The sequence below is a fragment of the Chlamydia avium 10DC88 genome, assembly GCF_000583875.1.
In the GTDB taxonomy this organism is placed as follows: domain Bacteria; phylum Chlamydiota; class Chlamydiia; order Chlamydiales; family Chlamydiaceae; genus Chlamydia; species Chlamydia avium.
Map to the genome: position 1 here is coordinate 963,975 of NZ_CP006571.1, position 14,920 is coordinate 978,894.

Here is a 14,920-nt window from a genome sequence, read left to right on the forward strand (position 1 = left end):
GAGGAAATATGAAAAAATGGTGGCACGTAGTTATAATAACAATGGTGATGTCTTTTTTCATTGCTTCTTGTGATTCGAGTCAAAAAAATAAGACTCAGCCACCACAAGTGAGTGAGAGAAGTACAGATGAAAATCTACAGCTTTCCGAGTATCAACAGATATCACGTACCTTTGGACATTTGCTTGCAAGGCAGTTACGTAAGTCTGAAGACATTATGATGGATATTACAGAGGTAGCTAAAGGTTTGCAAGCAGAGTTGGCATGTAAAAGTGCACCTCTAACAGAATCAGAATATGAGGAAAAAGTAGCAGAAATGCAGCAGAAGATTTTTGAAAAGAAAGCAAAGGAAAATCTATCTCTAGCAGAAAAATTCTTAAGAGAAAATAAGAAAAATGCCGATGTTGTTGAAGTCCAAGCTAATAAATTGCAATATCGTATTATAAAAGAAGGAGATGGTAAGACCTTAATGGGGAAACCTTCAGCTTTGTTACATTATAAGGGCAGTTTTATAGATGGTCAGGTCTTCAGTAGTTCAGATGTAAATAAAGAACCTATCCTTCTTCCTCTTGGACAAACTATCCCAGGATTTGCTTTGGGTATGCAAGGAATGAGAGAAGGAGAAACTCGTATTCTTTATATTCACCCCGAACTAGCTTATGGTACTGCAGGACAGTTACCTCCAAATTCTTTATTAATCTTTGAGATCCAATTAATTGAAACTGTTGATGAGCCCGTAGCAACAACAGATACAGCGGAGACAAAGAATCCTGCATGAAAGTAGTCCTTTATAACCCGGATATTCCACAAAATACAGGAAATATAGGTAGGACTTGTTTAGCTTTAGGGGCCTCATTGATTTTAGTGAGACCTCTAGGCTTTTCTTTGCTTGATAAATTTGTTAAACGCGCAGGTATGGATTATTGGAATCAAGTAGACGTATCTGTAGTGGACTCTTTGGACGAAGCTTTGGCTGGAGTTAGCCCAGATGAGATGTTTTTTTTATCAACTAAAGGTTCACAATATTATGGAGATGCCTCCCTATCCACTACTGGAGTGTATATTTTTGGTTCCGAATCGAAAGGTCTTCCTGAAGAAGTATTAAAAAAATACTACAACCACTGTTATTATTTGCCAATGAAACCTCAAGTTAGGTCATTAAACTTAGCAACAACTGTGGGTGTAGTTTTATTTGAAGCAGTACGGCAAAATAATTATAGTACTTTAATTCGAGAAGGAAGTTAAAAATGCTTAGTAATGAGATTTACTAGGGCATCTTTATCTTTTAATCCAACTACGCGATCGACTTCCTCGCCATTTTTAAATAAAATTAATGTGGGAATAGAGGAAACCCCATACTTTTCTGCCGGAGCAGGAGAAGTATCAATATCGACTTTACCAATAGATACATTAGATAATTCTAAAGCTAAAGCATCCAGTATAGGAGATAGCATCTTACAGGGACCACACCACTCAGCGAAGAAATCTATTAGCACAAGACCGGAGGCTATAAAAGAATTGAAGTTTTCAGCAGTTACAACTTTGACCATAATATTCCTAATTTACTTTGGGAGTTATTTCACTGCAGCTAAGAAGACTTGAACTTCCATGAGCATAAGCTCACTAGAACCTGAATCTAGCGCGTCTACCGGTTCCGCCATAGCTGCATGAATGGCAGATTGTAGACATAGGGTAAAAAAAACACAATTCAGAAACTTTTTCGAAGTAAAAGAACAGATTACTTCAATTCGAATCCGAGATTGCTATTTCAATAGTAGCACTTTTTAATAGAAATACCTTGAATGGGTTCTTCAATAAAAGGAAAAATAATTGTTAAGATTTTTGCGATAGCAGTTTTTTAAAAAAATTACCTAGGAAAATGAGAAACTTATGCAAGTAATAATAATTTAAAAGGCTAGTATTTAAACCCTTAGCTTTTAAACGAGATAGCAAATTCTTTATAGAATTGATTGGAGCTTTATGTTCAATATAATTCTCTGCTTGTGTTAGTATGATTGATTTAATGCGCAATAGTGCGAAAAGATTCTTGAGTTTATTGTTTGTCCATTTCTCACAATAAATTTAAGGAACGGTTCTGTTGCTTCGTTAACTGAAAAAAGGATGAGCATGGATATTTCTGGAAGCATCAAGAAAAAACTTCTTCAGTTTTTGGAAAAACAAAAAGAACCAGAATTGTTAGCCACGTATCTTTTTTATTTAGAACAAGCTTTGGGTTTGCGCCCTGTAGTTTTTGTTCGAGATAAAATAATTTTTAAAACCCCAGAAGATGCTGTACGAATTTTAGAAGAAGATAAAAAAATTTGGAGAGAAACAGAAATACAAATTTGTTCTGGTAAACCAGAGGTAAATGAACATACAAAAAGGATCTATATTTGTCCTTTTACCGGAAAAGTTTTTGCTGATAATGTCTATGCTAATCCTCAGGACGCTATCTATGATTGGTTATCTTCGTGCCCACAAAATGCGGAACGTCAGAGTGGTGTCCGTGTAAAGCGTTTTCTTGTTTCTGATGATCCCAAAATGATTCAAGAATATATTGTACCTCCGAAAGAGCCTATTGTAAAAACTGTCTTTTCTTCTGTGATTACAGGCAAGTTATTCCATAGTTTGCCAGCTCTCATAGAGGAATTTACTTCAAATTATCTACGACCAATGACTTTGGAAGAAGTACAAAATCAAAATAAATTTCAATTAGAAAATTCCTTTTTATCATTGTTACAAGATGCCCTTGTGGAAGACAAAATAGCTGAGTTTGTAGAAAGCTTAGCAGACGATACCGCCTTTCATGTGTATATTAGTCAATGGATAGATACAGACGAGTAACAAGTTCTTATCAGGAAACTTTAAATATAGGTAAGGCACTTGGTAAATGCCTTTCCGCAGGAAGTGTGGTATTATTATTCGGTGATTACGGAGTTGGGAAGACGGAGTTTGTACGGGGTATAGTACAGGGCTACCTAGGAGATACTTCGGCTTATGATGTTGCAAGCCCTTCTTTTGCTCTTCTGCATGTGTACGGTAGCGAACCTCGAAGAATTTGTCACTATGATTTTTATAGGTTGGTAGATAATAAAGGTATTTATCAGGAATTATTCCAAGATACTACGGAAGATGACGTGATATGTGTGGAATGGCCAGATAAAATAACTTTACCACGTTTTCGAGAGACCATACGGGTTTACATAAAAGCATTAACTAATGTTCAAAGAGAGGTGAGTGTATATGCCTCACCCTTCTTGTTAATTTTGTTAAAGGAATAAACATGGCGTTACTTAAAGATACGATTTTTGTGTGTCTAGATTGTGAAATGACGGGATTAGATATAAAAAAAGATCGTATTATTGAATTTGCTGCAGTACGTTTTACTTTTGATAAGGTAATCGATTCAATAGAATGTTTGATTAATCCCGAGCGTGTTGTTTCTGCCGAATCACAGAAAATACATGGGATTTCTAATGCCATGTTAAAAAATCAACCACTAATGTCTACTGTATTCCCCAAGATCAAAGCTTTTTTAAAAGAAGGAGATTACATAGTCGGTCACAGCGTGGGATTTGATATACAAGTTTTGTCTCAAGAAGCAGAAAGAATCGGAGACTCTTTTCTTTCTAAATATCATATCATTGATACATTGCGATTAGCAAAAGAATATGGCGATAGTCCAAATAATTCTTTAGAAGCGTTAGCTATGCATTTTAATGTCCCTTATGATGGGAACCATCGTGCTATGAAAGATGTTGAGATCAACATCAGCATTTTCAAACATTTTTGTAGACGTTTCCGTACAATTGAACAGTTACAGCAGGTTTTATCAAAACCTATTAAAATGAAATATATGCCCTTAGGGAAACATAAGGGACGTTCTTTTTCAGAAATTCCTTTGTCTTATTTACAATGGGCGGCCAAAATGGATTTTGATCCCGATTTACGTTTTTCTATTCGCCATGAAATTAAACATCGCCAAAAAGGGACAGGATTTACACAGGTAAATAACCCATTTATTGGCTTGTAATGTGTGCTTTTTATTTTCAAGTAATCTCTTGATTTTCTTTAATGCGGAGGCTACTATCCAACAAGATGTAGTAGAAAGGCAGCTTCGTCACAAAGAGAAATAGCATATGCTGAAGAAAAAGCCTGTATCTTTTAGTTGTATAGATGGCCATATTTATAAGATTTTTCCTAATGATTTAAATGCAAATAATACAGTGTTTGGCGGTTTATTAATGAGTTTATTAGATCGCTTAGCTCTTGTAGTTGCAGAAAGACATGCAGAACGTATTTGTGTCACAGCGTTTGTTGATGCATTGTGTTTTTATGCTCCCGCTTACATGGGAGAAAATCTAATATGCAAAGCAGCTGTAAATCGTACATGGAAAACTTCTTTAGAAGTAGGTGTTAAAGTTTGGGCAGAAAATATCTATAAACAAGAAAGAAGACATATTACTTCGGCATATTTTACTTTTGTTGCTGTAGATGAACAGAATATACCCACGCCTGTTCATCAGATTGTACCGGAGACTCTTGAAGAAAAGCGACGGTATAATGAGGCTGATCAACGTCGACAGGTGCGACTGAATATGAATAAATAGGAACGTTTTGTTTAGGATTGTTAGTTTTTTTTGTTCCTGGATTCTTATAGCCTTTGCTCAACCCGATAGTAGTACGATATTCTCTTGTTTGGGAAGCGTATGTGGATATGGTCTTCTTTGGTATAGTTTAGAACCCTGCAAACCCCAGACTATCTCTTGGAAAAAGTTATTCCTCATATTATTTTTCTGGAGCGTAACCCTCTATAGTTGGCATTTCTCATGGATGCTATCCGACTTTTATGTAGGGAAGTTTATTTACCTTGTATGGGCGATACTCTGTAGTGTGCTGGCATGCCTATTCACCATATTTTCTCTCTTTCTTATTTATGTAATTCGAAAAAAATGTTTAAAATTCTCTGGTTTTTCCCAGGATTTTGGGTAAGCATAGAGATGTTAAGATTTTACTTTCTCCTCTCCGGAATGTCTCTAGATTATCTAGGGTGGCCAATTACAGCTACAGCCTATGGAAGACAATTCGGAGGGTTTTTCGGTTGGGCAGGAGAAAGTGTCGTGATAGTAATGATGGGAATCAGCTTTTATCTCGTTTTACTAAAAAAACGTCACGCTTTCAAATTATGGCTAGCGTGTATTTTGTTCCCTTATGTTTTAGGCGGATTGCACTATGAATACCTGAAATTAAGATTTTCTAGCCGAGATAGTTTACGTCTTGCTGTGATTCAACCTGCAGGTCCACTTTATACAGGATGTTCGTCAGTAAGTGCCTTCTGCATCTGGCAGAAGTTAATTCATCTTGCATCTATGGTGGAGAAACCCGTAGATCTTGTGATTTTCCCTGAGGTCGCACTCCCCTTTGCTCAAGATAAAAGAGTTTATCCTTATGATGATAGTCGCTTAATACTTGAACCTCTAGTGGATTTAAAACAACAGCAAGAATTTTTAACAAATATTGATTGGATTCAGGCTCTTGTAGATTATTTCGAATGTCCAGTCCTAATGGGATTGGAACGTTTTGAGGAAATAGGATCCCAGATGTATGTCTATAATTCTGCAACGTGTCTATCTCGCGAGGGGAAACTATACGGCTATGATAAGCGCATACTTGTCCCCGGAGGAGAGTATATTCCTTGTGGTAGATTAGGCTGGTTCTTCTGCAAGAAATATTTTCCTGAATACGCACTTACATGTCGACGCTTACCAGGTATCCGCTCAGGAGTAATAAAAATACAAGACTTACCTGCAATGGGGATATCAATTTGTTATGAAGAAACTTTTGGACATTTACTTAGGCATTATAAAAAAAATGGCGCGAAATTTCTTGTAAATTTAACAAATGATGGATGGTATCCCTCTTCTAATCTCCCCCAAGTGCATTTTTCTCATGGTATTCTACGTAATCAAGAGTTAGGTATGCCATGTGTGCGTGCTTGCCATACAGGTGTTACTGTAGCGGCAGATGCTTTAGGAAGAGTTTTACACATGCTCCCCTACGAAACTTGTTCTAGAAAAGCACCCCCAGGAGTATTGCAAATCAATCTTCCTTTGCAAAATTATTTTACTTTATATTCTTGGTGGGGAGATGTACCCATGATTTTTTTAGCTTTACTCTCTACCAGTTGTATGGGATGTTATTTTGCTTATCACTTGCTTGCTAAAAAAGAAAAAGGATAATATACGAACACTCTTTTTCAGGTTTTTGCATGTTAGAACGAGCTCAAAGGACGTTAAAGCGTGAAGTGTGTTATTCCGGAGTGGGGATCCACTTTGGGAAGTCAGCAACTTTAACTTTAGAGCCTGCTAAAGAAAATACAGGAATAGTTTTTTACCGCTCAGATATTGAGGGGAACTATATTCCAGCATTGCTTTCTCATGTGTGTAGTACAGGACGCAGTACCACATTATCTTCAGGGGACTCTGTTGTTGCAACCGTGGAGCACCTTATGGCTGCTTTGCGGTCCAGTAATATCGATAATGTGATTGTCCATTGTAGTGAAGAAGAAATCCCCATAGGAGATGGTAGTTCACAGGTATTTATGCAACTCATTGATGATGCGGGTGTTTGCGTGCAAAATGATAAAGTCTCTATTGCACAACTATCTCGGCCTGTGTACTATCAAGCCCAAGATACTTTTCTCGCAGCATTTCCCTGTGATGAACTAAAAATTTCGTATACTTTACATTATCCTCAAAGTCCTACTATAGGAACCCAGTATCGTTCTTTTGTAATTACAGAGGGGTCTTTCCGTAAAGATATTGCTCCATGTAGAACATTTGCTTTATACAATGAGTTGTGTTTTTTAATGGACAGGGGATTAATAGGTGGTGGCTGCTTGGAAAATGCTGTTGTTTTTAAGGATGATGGTGTCATTAGCAGGGGACCATTGCGTTTCCCAGATGAGCCCGTAAGGCATAAAATTTTAGATTTAATAGGGGATCTATCTTTGGTTGGAAAACCTTTTAAAGCACATATTATAGCTATTGGATCAGGGCATTCTTCGAATATTGCTTTGGGAAGAAAAATTCTAGAAGTATTGCAATTTTAAGAAATGAGTGGTGAATGAAAGAGGCTCCTGTAATTAAATTACGAGAATTATTAAACTTACTTCCGCATCGTTATCCATTTTTACTTGTGGATCGCGTGCTGTCTTATGATTTGGAAAAAAGATCTATTGTTGCGCAGAAAAATGTAACGATAAATGAACCTTTTTTTGTAGGACATTTTCCTGAAGCCCCCATTATGCCTGGGGTGTTGATATTAGAATCTTTGGCGCAAGCAGCTGGAGTATTGTTGGGATTAATATTAGAAAATGATCGGCATAAGAGGCTAGCTTTGTTTTTAGGAATACAAAAGGCAAAGTTTCGTCAGGCAGTACGTCCAGGCGATGTTCTTACTCTTAATGCTGAGTTTTCTCTAATTTCCTCAAAAGGTGGGAAGGCTACAGCACAAGCTTGCGTAGATTCCCGAGCTGTTGCTGAAGGCGAACTCAGTTTTGCTCTAGTAGATAAAGAATCTTTAGATTAACGGAGACCTATGACGAACATTCACCCAACAGCAATTATTGAATCTGGGGCTAAAATCGGTAAGAATGTTGTTATTGAGCCGTATGTAGTGATTAAGTCAACGGTGACCCTTTGTGATAATGTAGTGGTGAAATCTTATGCTTATATTGATGGGCATACCACTATAGGTAAAGGAACAACAATTTGGCCATCGGCAATGATAGGGAATAAACCCCAGGATCTAAAATATCGGGGAGAGAAAACCTACGTTACTATTGGTGAAAATTGTGAGATTCGAGAATTTGTTATTATTACTTCTTCCACGTTTGAAGGTACAACAGTTTCTATAGGGAATAATTGCCTAATTATGCCTTGGGCTCATGTAGCTCATAACTGTACGATTGGGAATCATGTAATTTTAAGTAATCATGCACAGTTAGCTGGTCATGTTTTTGTAGGAGATCACGCTATTATTGGGGGGGATGGTAGGAGTCCATCAATTTGTGCGCATAGGAGCGCATGCCATGGTTGGTGCTTTAAGTGGTGTCCGTCGTGATATTCCTCCTTATACCATAGGCGCAGGGAATCCATATCAATTAGGGGGGATCAATAAAGTAGGCCTACAAAGAAGACAAGTGCCATTTGAAACACGTCTAATTCTAATTAAAGTATTTAAAAAGGTATATCGTAATACAGGAAGTTTTTCTCAAGCTTTATTAGAAGTTAAAGAAGAATATAGCCATGTTCCTGAAGTGCAAAATTTTGTTCATTTCTGTCAGAATCCGAGTAAGCGTGGTATCGAACGAGGTGCGGATAAAGACGCTTTCCAAGACGAACTTTTGGATAAAGAAGAAGTCTTTGTTGAGTCTTAAAATCTATAGATTTTCTTTGGGAATGTAAATAGGGTGCTCTATAAGTGGACACTCAACTTTCATCTTCTATAAGTTCATTAAGATGCGATACCGAAGTATGGATTGATTTTCATCTCATAAGTTAATCAAAGTTTCTGAATCTAGCGGATTTTTAATTTAAGGATCCGTGTCGGGGGATCATTCACATCTTTTGGTTGTTGGCTAGGAATTGATCTAGGCTGCAGTCATATTAAAAAATTTTTTAATCAAGCGTTTTTTAATTCTTTTTATTAATTGTTTCGTAATTTAATGTTATTTATGGTATATTTACGCTCTTATAGAATATTTTAATTTTAATCAATTAGAAAAGTTTGTTAATTTTTAAGTCGAGGAGGTGGATATGGCTTCTGCAGTATCATCACGTGCAGTACCCACCCTTAATCTATCTGGGAAAATCCTTTCTTTAAACACTAGTAAAATACGTCCGTCATCGACAGGAAATTGCTTGTCTCAGTTTTTAACGCATAAAGGTAATCATCTGTCTCGTTTCGTTGGCGGAACTAAAAACGTAGATAAGGTTTTAAAGCTAGCTAAGTCATCGGCAGAGCTAGGTAGCCATATACTAGATATTACCGGACATGCAGAAGGGGTTTCATCTACATTGAAAAATACTGTTGGCGCTTTAAGCACAACACGATCTTTTATATCGCTATTTAATGCATATAACGGAGCTATTCCCGGATGTGTATCGGCTGTTAAGAGTTGCTACAAGCATGTGAAACAATGTGTTTCTCCTGAGGGCAATTCTGGTGAAACTCGAGAAATTCCTTATAATGCATGTTATCTCACCAAGGGAGATCATGCATTGGCAGCTATCGATGCGTTAGGTTCAGCGGTAGGAGCATCGACCTATGTTGCAACATTTGGTGCTGTTCGTCCTGTACTCTTGGCTAATAAACTCGTGCATACGCCTTTCCTCTCTTCAGATGTAAAACAAGCTCTTGGTTTTAGCGTTGATTGCATGATGACTGCTAATCATGCTGCAAAAGTCATTGGTAGTGCCGCAGCTTTGGCTTATGAAGTTCGTGCCTATGATCGGGCAAATCGAGGTTTAGATGAAGCTATGAGCGACGCCGCTCTAGACAATGAAGCTTATATGCAGATGTCGGACGCTTTAAAAGAATCGCATTACCAAGCTTGCAAGAGAATAATTCTTACTCTATTGGAGAAGGCTTTCGAACTTCTTGCAGATATTGTGAAGTTTATTCCTATGCCTCATTATAGCAGCTTGCGTTTGGCTGTAATTTCTGGGTTTACAACAATATCTAGTGCTATTGGATGCTATGCTCTCTGGGCAAGTTCATAAGAGAGAATTCTTGATTTATAGTAATTAGGGTAAGCGCTTCTGGATTTTCTAGGAGCGTTTTTTTGTTTGTTAGTAAAATAAAAGATTTATAAAAATGGTCATATCTTATTTTTATGCAAGAGTTCCATTTTTTCTTATTGTAAAAATCTTCCTCCTCTGATAACCTACCCCTTTATTTTCTTAATGAAAAGGTTCCTTTTCTTTTTAGGAAATCTGCAAGCAAAATGCTAAAATGTTTTTCTGACTGTGTTCACTTCGGTGTTTCCAGTCGTTGTTTGTTAATGGGTACTGTATGCGATCTCAGCTTAGCTTAATGGGGAAAAAAGAAGGCATGGTTCATGTCTTTGATAAAGAAGGAAATCTAGTAGCATGTTCAGTAATTAGCATAAGCCCTAATGTTGTTACTCAGGTAAAGTTAGATGCGATAGATGGCTATAACGCTATTCAGTTGGGGGTGGATGAGCTTAATGTTCAGGAAAAAACTTTATTGCGACGCATAAGTAAAGCTGAAGTGGGTCATTGTAAGAAGTCAGGTTCGCGGGTTTTTCGTGCGTTAAAAGAAGTTCGTGTTTCTTCCGAGGATGTTCAAGAGATTTCTTTAGGAAATGAATTTGGATTGGAAGTCTTCGAAAATATTTCTTCTGTAGATGTCAGTGGTGTCTCTAAGGGTAAAGGGTTCCAGGGAGTAATGAAGAAGTATGGATTTCGTGGAGGTCCAGGAAGTCATGGTTCTGGGTTTCATCGCCATGCTGGTTCGATAGGGATGAGGTCGACTCCAGGAAGATGTTTTCCGGGGAGCAAGCGGCCTAGCCACATGGGCGCTGTGAATGTGACAGTAAAGAATTTAGAAATAGTTAAAATAGACTCAGAGAAGAAGGTGCTTCTGGTAAAAGGGGCAATTCCCGGTTCTAAGGGTTCCATTGTTGTCGTAAGGCGTTCCTCAAAGGCGTAAATAGAAGAGGGTTTTAATGGTTTTGTTATCAAAGTTTGATTTTTTGGGGAATAAGGTAGGAGATGTTGAATTATCTGACGCCCTTTTTGTTCAAGAAGACGCAAAATTGCAGTTGGTAAAGGATTATTTGGTAGCAATTCAAAAAAATAAGCGCCAGTGGTCTGCGTGTACAAAAAATCGTTCTGAAGTTAGTCATTCTACGAAGAAGCCTTTTCGTCAAAAAGGAACTGGAAATGCTCGGCAAGGTTGCTTGGCAGCTCCTCAGTTTCGTGGTGGGGGGGTTGTCTTTGGTCCTAGGCCAAAATTTGATCAACATGTTCGTATTAATCGTAAAGAAAGAAAAGCAGCGATTCGTTTGTTGTTGGCTCAAAAAATCCAATCGCATCGTTTAGTGGTTGCTGATGATAGTGTATTTACCAGTAGCTTGTCTTCGCCAAAAACTAAAGAGGCTTTACGATTTTTGAAGAATTGCAATGTTGAGTGTCGTGGAGTGCTTTTTATTGATGATCTTAGTCATTCGGGAAGTAACATAAATCTGCGAATGAGCGTGCGTAACTTGCCTGCTATTCGTGGGTTCACATACGGCATGAATGTTAATGGTTATGATTTAGTTTCTGCTCATAGTGTAGTGATTTCTGAGAAGGCTTTGAGCAGTCTTACCGAACATCTTGTTTCTGGAATGAAAGATTAAGAGGAAGATTGGGCATGAAAGATCCTTATGATGTAATCAAACGGCATTATGTAACTGAAAAGGCAAAGACTTTAGAAAGTTTAAGTCTTGGTGGTGGTGAAGGCAGGAAAAAGGGAAGTTTCTGTAGGCATCCAAAGTATACGTTTGTTGTTGCAAGCGATGCTACCAAACCTTTGATTGCTCAAGCTTTAGAATCGATCTATGCAGATAAAAAAGTAAAAGTTAAGAGTGTAAACACAGTGTGCGTGAAACCTCAGCCGTCCCGAATGTTCCGTGGTAAGCGAAGAGGAAAAACTGCGGGATTTAAAAAGGCTATTGTAACCTTCTATGAAGGCCATTCTATCGCATAATCTATATTGATTGAGGAAGAAAGACATGTTTAAAAAGTTTAAGCCGATAACTCCAGGGACTAGACAGTTGGTTCTTCCGGCTTTTGATGAGTTGACTACTAAGGGAGACTTGCAGGAAAAAAAGCGGAGGAGATCAGTTGGAAGTGGCGAGAAAGATTCTTCCGAAAAGCGATCTAGACAGAGTCTTCGGCCCAATAAGAGGCTTTCCTTTTTCAAAAAAAGTTCAGGGGGGCGTGATAATTTAGGTCATATTTCTTGCCGTCATCGAGGCGGGGGAGCTCGACGTTTATATAGGGTTATTGATTTCAAACGTAATAAGGATGGAATTGAAGCTAAGGTCGTGTCTATTGAATATGATCCCAATCGATCAGCCTATATTGCGCTTCTTAATTATGTTGATGGGGAAAAGCGTTATATATTAGCTCCAAAGGGTATTAAAAGAGGAGATCGTATTGTTTCTGGCGAGGGCAGTCCTTTTAAAGTGGGTTGCTGTATGTCATTAAAGAATATGCCTCTTGGGTTGTCCGTGCATAATATTGAAATGCGTCCTTTTTCGGGAGGAAAGCTGGTTAGATCAGCAGGCTTGGCAGCTCAAATTATAGCAAAAAGTTCGGGATACGTAACTTTAAAAATGCCTTCAGGCGAATTTCGTATGCTAAACGAGTGTTGTCGAGCAACTATAGGCGAGGTTTCTAACGCAGATCATAATTTGTGTGTAGATGGTAAAGCAGGAAGGAAGCGTTGGAAAGGAATTCGACCTACGGTTCGTGGTACTGCAATGAACCCCGTAGACCATCCTCATGGAGGAGGTGAAGGTCGGCATAACGGTTATATTCCTCGTACTCCTTGGGGTAAGGTCACGAAAGGATTAAAAACTCGTGACAAGCGTAAAAGTAATAAATGGATAGTTAAAGATCGTAGGAAATAGGAGTTTATGAGTAGATCACTAAGAAAAGGTCCTTTTGTTGATCACCATCTGATAAAAAAGGTGCGTGCAATGAATTTAGGAGAGAAAAAATCTCCGATCAAAACATGGTCTCGTCGTTCTATGATTACTCCTGAAATGATTGGTCATACCTTTGAAGTGCATAACGGGAGAAAGTTTTTAACAGTTTTTGTTTCAGAAACAATGGTGGGACACAAGCTAGGGGAGTTTTCTCCAACGAGAATGTTTAAAAGTCATCCAGTGAAAAAAGGGTAAAGGAGACGAGTTATGTTTAAAGCAACCGCTCGTTACATACGGGTTCAGCCTCGTAAAGCGCGATTAGCTGCTGGACTTATGAGAAATTTAAGTGTAGTGGAAGCACAACAACAATTAAGTTTTTCTTCTTTAAAGGCTGGAAGATGTTTGAAAAAAGTTTTAGACAGCGCTGTGGCTAACGCTGAGCTTAATGAGAATGTAAAGCGTGAGCAATTAAGCGTTATTGAGGTTAGAGTCGATGCGGGGCCTGCATATAAACGGGCTAAATCTAAAAGTCGGGGAGGGAGATCTCCAATTTTAAAGCGCACTAGCCATTTAACTGTGATTGTTGGCGAGAAGAAGCGGTAGGAGAAGCTATGGGTCAGAAAGGATGTCCAATTGGTTTTCGTACAGGTGTTACTAAAAAATGGCGTTCATTGTGGTACGGAAACAATCAAGAGTTTAGCAAGTTTCTTATTGAAGATGTAAAAATTCGAGATTTCTTAAGAAAAAAGCCTTCTTGTCAGGGAGCTGCAGGTTTTGTCGTAAGGCGAATGAGCGGAAAGATTGAAGTTACTATCCAGACAGCTCGTCCAGGATTAGTAATTGGTAAAAAAGGCGCCGAAGTTGATCTTCTAAAAGACGAGCTCAGGAAGCTTACCGGTAAAGAAGTTTGGGTTGAAATCGCAGAAATTAAGCGTCCCGAATTGAATGCTAAATTAGTTGCTGACAATATTGCCAAGCAAATTGAACGCCGCGTTTCTTTTCGACGCGCTATGAAAAAGGCTATGCAATCTGTTATGGATGGTGGAGCCGTAGGCGTTAAAATACAAGTTTCTGGGAGATTAGCTGGAGCGGAAATAGCTCGTTCAGAGTGGTATAAAAATGGCCGAGTTCCCTTGCATACACTAAGAGCTGATATTGATTATGCTACTGCTTCTGCAGAAACTACTTATGGAATTATCGGAGTGAAGGTTTGGATTAACCTTGGAGAGAAGTCATCTATGGCTAATAACGGTAATGGCGCCCCAGCTCCAGTTGCGCAATAATGGTATAAATCAAGGATGTATGAATTGCTATGTTGATGCCTAAACGAATGAAATTTCGCAAGCAACAAAAGGGTCAATTCGCTGGTCTAAGTAAGGGCGCTACTTTTGTTGATTTTGGCGACTTTGGAATGCAAGCTTTAGATAGAGGATGGGTGACCAGTCGGCAAATAGAGGCTTGCCGAATTGCGATTAATAGATATTTAAAACGTAAAGGGAAAGTATGGATTCGTGTTTTCCCTGATAAAAGTGTAAGTAAGAAGCCTGCAGAGACTCGTATGGGTAAAGGTAAAGGAGCCCCTGATCATTGGGTGGCAGTAGTACGTCCAGGGCGCATTCTTTTTGAAGTGGCTAATGTATCTAAAGAAGATGCTCAAGATGCTTTAAGAAGAGCTGCGGCAAAATTAGGTATAAGGACGCGTTTTGTTAAGCGAGTCGAAAGGGTATAAATTATGGCAAAAAATAAGAAGTTATTGGCTGAACTTAGAGAAAAAAGCATAAAAGAGTTGGACGTATTTGTTCACGAAAATAAAAAGGCTCTTTTTGAATTGCGAGCAGAGGTTGCTTTGCAAAACAAAGCTGTAAAACCACATTTATTCTCTGAATATAAGAAAAATATTGCGCGATCTCTGACAGTCAAGCGTGAAAAAGAGGGAAGAGCTCATGCCTAGGGAAGAAAGGGGTTATAGAAAAGTTAAGGTTGGTACTGTTGTCTCATCAAAAATGGACAAGACTGTAGTTGTTAGGGTGGAAAGAGTATACTCTCATCCTCAATATGCTAAGGTTGTTAGAGATTCTAAAAAGTACTATGCGCATAATGATTTAGAGCTTTCTGAGGGTGATAAAGTTAAAATTCAAGAAACGCGTCCTTTATCTAAGTTGAAAAGATGGCGTGTTATTGAGTGTATAAGTTAGTTG

General features: G+C 38.3%; 20 protein-coding genes, 1 tRNA gene and 2 pseudogenes. 21 read left to right on the top strand and 2 right to left on the bottom strand.

What is annotated here, in order from left to right; genetic code table 11:
- The first annotated feature begins 8 nt into the window (after positions 1-8).
- A complete protein-coding gene (locus RT28_RS04240) occupies positions 9-776 on the top strand; it encodes an FKBP-type peptidyl-prolyl cis-trans isomerase (protein WP_020355783.1) in 768 nt (255 codons plus the stop codon).
- Positions 773-1,243 (top strand): tRNA (cytidine(34)-2'-O)-methyltransferase, encoded by a 471-nt coding sequence (locus RT28_RS04245; RefSeq protein ID WP_020355784.1) that lies wholly within the window; start codon positions 773-775, stop codon positions 1,241-1,243. The genes RT28_RS04240 and RT28_RS04245 overlap by 4 nt, the downstream gene beginning before the upstream one ends.
- Here the strand turns inward: RT28_RS04245 and trxA are convergent.
- The gene (gene trxA / locus RT28_RS04250; RefSeq protein ID WP_020359184.1) at positions 1,240-1,548 is read right to left on the bottom strand and encodes a thioredoxin; all 309 of its coding nucleotides are present in this window, start codon (positions 1,546-1,548) and stop codon (positions 1,240-1,242) included. The two genes, RT28_RS04245 and trxA, sit on opposite strands and share 4 nt — an antisense overlap.
- 33 nt (positions 1,549-1,581) lie before the next feature.
- Positions 1,582-1,665 (bottom strand) — tRNA-Leu (locus RT28_RS04255).
- Between the two features lie 460 nt (positions 1,666-2,125).
- Between RT28_RS04255 and RT28_RS04260 the strand changes: the two genes are divergently transcribed.
- The 19 genes and pseudogenes from RT28_RS04260 to rpsQ all read left to right on the top strand — a co-directional run bounded on the left by RT28_RS04260 (position 2,126) and on the right by rpsQ (position 14,917).
- Positions 2,126-2,842, top strand: coding sequence for a DUF2709 domain-containing protein (locus RT28_RS04260; RefSeq protein WP_020355786.1), 717 nt, complete (start codon positions 2,126-2,128; stop codon positions 2,840-2,842).
- Positions 2,821-3,279: a tRNA (adenosine(37)-N6)-threonylcarbamoyltransferase complex ATPase subunit type 1 TsaE gene (gene tsaE / locus RT28_RS04265; RefSeq protein ID WP_038501139.1), complete on the top strand. Its 459-nt coding sequence runs from the start codon at positions 2,821-2,823 to the stop codon at positions 3,277-3,279. Before RT28_RS04260 ends, tsaE begins: the two co-directional genes overlap by 22 nt.
- Positions 3,280-3,281: 2 nt before the next feature.
- On the top strand, positions 3,282-4,031 hold the full coding sequence (locus RT28_RS04270; RefSeq protein ID WP_020355788.1) for a putative quorum-sensing-regulated virulence factor: 750 nt from the start codon (positions 3,282-3,284) through the stop codon (positions 4,029-4,031).
- Between the two features lie 106 nt (positions 4,032-4,137).
- Positions 4,138-4,608: an acyl-CoA thioesterase gene (locus RT28_RS04275; RefSeq protein WP_020355790.1), complete on the top strand. Its 471-nt coding sequence runs from the start codon at positions 4,138-4,140 to the stop codon at positions 4,606-4,608.
- 7 nt (positions 4,609-4,615) lie between these two features.
- A pseudogene (gene lnt / locus RT28_RS04280) lies at positions 4,616-6,237 on the top strand (apolipoprotein N-acyltransferase).
- 29 nt (positions 6,238-6,266) lie between these two features.
- A complete protein-coding gene (gene lpxC, locus RT28_RS04285) occupies positions 6,267-7,109 on the top strand; it encodes a UDP-3-O-acyl-N-acetylglucosamine deacetylase (protein WP_020355792.1) in 843 nt (280 codons plus the stop codon).
- 14 nt (positions 7,110-7,123) lie between these two features.
- Positions 7,124-7,588 carry a 3-hydroxyacyl-ACP dehydratase FabZ gene (fabZ, locus tag RT28_RS04290; protein ID WP_020355793.1) on the top strand — a complete coding sequence of 155 codons (465 nt, stop codon included), beginning with the start codon at positions 7,124-7,126 and terminating at the stop codon, positions 7,586-7,588.
- Between the two features lie 9 nt (positions 7,589-7,597).
- Positions 7,598-8,438, top strand: a pseudogene (lpxA, locus tag RT28_RS04295) (acyl-ACP--UDP-N-acetylglucosamine O-acyltransferase).
- Between the two features lie 379 nt (positions 8,439-8,817).
- Positions 8,818-9,783: a CT529 family inclusion membrane protein gene (locus RT28_RS04300; protein ID WP_038501146.1), complete on the top strand. Its 966-nt coding sequence runs from the start codon at positions 8,818-8,820 to the stop codon at positions 9,781-9,783.
- A gap of 292 nt (positions 9,784-10,075) precedes the next feature.
- The gene (rplC, locus tag RT28_RS04305; RefSeq protein WP_038501149.1) at positions 10,076-10,735 is read left to right on the top strand and encodes a 50S ribosomal protein L3; all 660 of its coding nucleotides are present in this window, start codon (positions 10,076-10,078) and stop codon (positions 10,733-10,735) included.
- A gap of 16 nt (positions 10,736-10,751) precedes the next feature.
- On the top strand, positions 10,752-11,426 hold the full coding sequence (gene rplD, locus RT28_RS04310; RefSeq protein WP_038501152.1) for a 50S ribosomal protein L4: 675 nt from the start codon (positions 10,752-10,754) through the stop codon (positions 11,424-11,426).
- A gap of 14 nt (positions 11,427-11,440) precedes the next feature.
- Positions 11,441-11,776 carry a 50S ribosomal protein L23 gene (locus RT28_RS04315; RefSeq protein WP_020355798.1) on the top strand — a complete coding sequence of 112 codons (336 nt, stop codon included), beginning with the start codon at positions 11,441-11,443 and terminating at the stop codon, positions 11,774-11,776.
- A 25-nt stretch (positions 11,777-11,801) separates the two neighbouring features.
- The gene (gene rplB / locus RT28_RS04320; RefSeq protein ID WP_038501156.1) at positions 11,802-12,704 is read left to right on the top strand and encodes a 50S ribosomal protein L2; all 903 of its coding nucleotides are present in this window, start codon (positions 11,802-11,804) and stop codon (positions 12,702-12,704) included.
- 6 nt (positions 12,705-12,710) lie between these two features.
- Positions 12,711-12,977 carry a 30S ribosomal protein S19 gene (gene rpsS / locus RT28_RS04325; RefSeq protein ID WP_021828868.1) on the top strand — a complete coding sequence of 89 codons (267 nt, stop codon included), beginning with the start codon at positions 12,711-12,713 and terminating at the stop codon, positions 12,975-12,977.
- Positions 12,978-12,989: 12 nt separating this feature from the next.
- Positions 12,990-13,325 (top strand): 50S ribosomal protein L22, encoded by a 336-nt coding sequence (rplV, locus tag RT28_RS04330; protein WP_020355801.1) that lies wholly within the window; start codon positions 12,990-12,992, stop codon positions 13,323-13,325.
- Positions 13,326-13,333: 8 nt separating this feature from the next.
- A complete protein-coding gene (gene rpsC, locus RT28_RS04335) occupies positions 13,334-14,005 on the top strand; it encodes a 30S ribosomal protein S3 (RefSeq protein WP_038501164.1) in 672 nt (223 codons plus the stop codon).
- A gap of 29 nt (positions 14,006-14,034) precedes the next feature.
- Positions 14,035-14,451 (top strand): 50S ribosomal protein L16, encoded by a 417-nt coding sequence (rplP, locus tag RT28_RS04340; protein WP_020355803.1) that lies wholly within the window; start codon positions 14,035-14,037, stop codon positions 14,449-14,451.
- 3 nt (positions 14,452-14,454) lie between these two features.
- Positions 14,455-14,673: a 50S ribosomal protein L29 gene (gene rpmC / locus RT28_RS04345; RefSeq protein ID WP_038501167.1), complete on the top strand. Its 219-nt coding sequence runs from the start codon at positions 14,455-14,457 to the stop codon at positions 14,671-14,673.
- Positions 14,666-14,917, top strand: a complete 252-nt coding sequence (gene rpsQ, locus RT28_RS04350) for a 30S ribosomal protein S17 (RefSeq protein WP_020355805.1) — start codon at positions 14,666-14,668, stop codon at positions 14,915-14,917. Before rpmC ends, rpsQ begins: the two co-directional genes overlap by 8 nt.
- Positions 14,918-14,920 lie beyond the last annotated feature (3 nt).

Coding starts and splice junctions, on each gene's coding strand:
- RT28_RS04240 (WP_020355783.1), top strand. CDS start 9: ATGAAAAAATGGTGGCACGTAGTTATAATAACAATGGTGATGTCTTTT.
- RT28_RS04245 (WP_020355784.1), top strand. CDS start 773: ATGAAAGTAGTCCTTTATAACCCGGATATTCCACAAAATACAGGAAAT.
- trxA (WP_020359184.1), bottom strand. CDS start 1,548: ATGGTCAAAGTTGTAACTGCTGAAAACTTCAATTCTTTTATAGCCTCC.
- RT28_RS04260 (WP_020355786.1), top strand. CDS start 2,126: ATGGATATTTCTGGAAGCATCAAGAAAAAACTTCTTCAGTTTTTGGAA.
- tsaE (WP_038501139.1), top strand. CDS start 2,821: ATGGATAGATACAGACGAGTAACAAGTTCTTATCAGGAAACTTTAAAT.
- RT28_RS04270 (WP_020355788.1), top strand. CDS start 3,282: ATGGCGTTACTTAAAGATACGATTTTTGTGTGTCTAGATTGTGAAATG.
- RT28_RS04275 (WP_020355790.1), top strand. CDS start 4,138: ATGCTGAAGAAAAAGCCTGTATCTTTTAGTTGTATAGATGGCCATATT.
- lpxC (WP_020355792.1), top strand. CDS start 6,267: ATGTTAGAACGAGCTCAAAGGACGTTAAAGCGTGAAGTGTGTTATTCC.
- fabZ (WP_020355793.1), top strand. CDS start 7,124: ATGAAAGAGGCTCCTGTAATTAAATTACGAGAATTATTAAACTTACTT.
- RT28_RS04300 (WP_038501146.1), top strand. CDS start 8,818: ATGGCTTCTGCAGTATCATCACGTGCAGTACCCACCCTTAATCTATCT.
- rplC (WP_038501149.1), top strand. CDS start 10,076: ATGCGATCTCAGCTTAGCTTAATGGGGAAAAAAGAAGGCATGGTTCAT.
- rplD (WP_038501152.1), top strand. CDS start 10,752: ATGGTTTTGTTATCAAAGTTTGATTTTTTGGGGAATAAGGTAGGAGAT.
- RT28_RS04315 (WP_020355798.1), top strand. CDS start 11,441: ATGAAAGATCCTTATGATGTAATCAAACGGCATTATGTAACTGAAAAG.
- rplB (WP_038501156.1), top strand. CDS start 11,802: ATGTTTAAAAAGTTTAAGCCGATAACTCCAGGGACTAGACAGTTGGTT.
- rpsS (WP_021828868.1), top strand. CDS start 12,711: ATGAGTAGATCACTAAGAAAAGGTCCTTTTGTTGATCACCATCTGATA.
- rplV (WP_020355801.1), top strand. CDS start 12,990: ATGTTTAAAGCAACCGCTCGTTACATACGGGTTCAGCCTCGTAAAGCG.
- rpsC (WP_038501164.1), top strand. CDS start 13,334: ATGGGTCAGAAAGGATGTCCAATTGGTTTTCGTACAGGTGTTACTAAA.
- rplP (WP_020355803.1), top strand. CDS start 14,035: ATGTTGATGCCTAAACGAATGAAATTTCGCAAGCAACAAAAGGGTCAA.
- rpmC (WP_038501167.1), top strand. CDS start 14,455: ATGGCAAAAAATAAGAAGTTATTGGCTGAACTTAGAGAAAAAAGCATA.
- rpsQ (WP_020355805.1), top strand. CDS start 14,666: ATGCCTAGGGAAGAAAGGGGTTATAGAAAAGTTAAGGTTGGTACTGTT.